This is a genomic window from Pauljensenia sp. UMB3104 (genome assembly GCF_030217285.1).
In the GTDB taxonomy this organism is placed as follows: domain Bacteria; phylum Actinomycetota; class Actinomycetes; order Actinomycetales; family Actinomycetaceae; genus Pauljensenia.
The window spans coordinates 1-241 of the sequence record NZ_JASONN010000545.1 but is presented as its reverse complement, the minus strand read 5'-3'; the positions used below and the strand labels follow the sequence as shown (position 1 = coordinate 241).

1 protein-coding gene is annotated in these 241 nt (G+C 66.0%); it reads right to left on the bottom strand.

Annotation, left to right across the window (positions count from 1 at the left end):
• On the bottom strand, nucleotides 1-241 hold a 241-nt coding region (locus QP415_RS12730; RefSeq protein WP_285100315.1), incomplete at both ends, for a rhomboid family intramembrane serine protease.

Below are 241 nucleotides of genomic sequence, written 5' to 3'. Positions count from 1 at the left end.
AGGCGGAACCGCCCAATGCGCTCACCAGGTAGACGGTGAGGAAGCGCCACCATCCCATGACCGGCTCGATCGCACGCCCCACCCAATACAGGGACAGCATGTTGAACAGGATATGCAGCAGGCCCCCGTGCAGGAACGCGCCCGTGAGGATCGTCCACGGGTGCGCCATTAGCCACGCGGGCACGAGCGCTAGCGCGGACGTGAGGGCGGGAGCCAGCCACGTGAGGACGTACATGAGGAC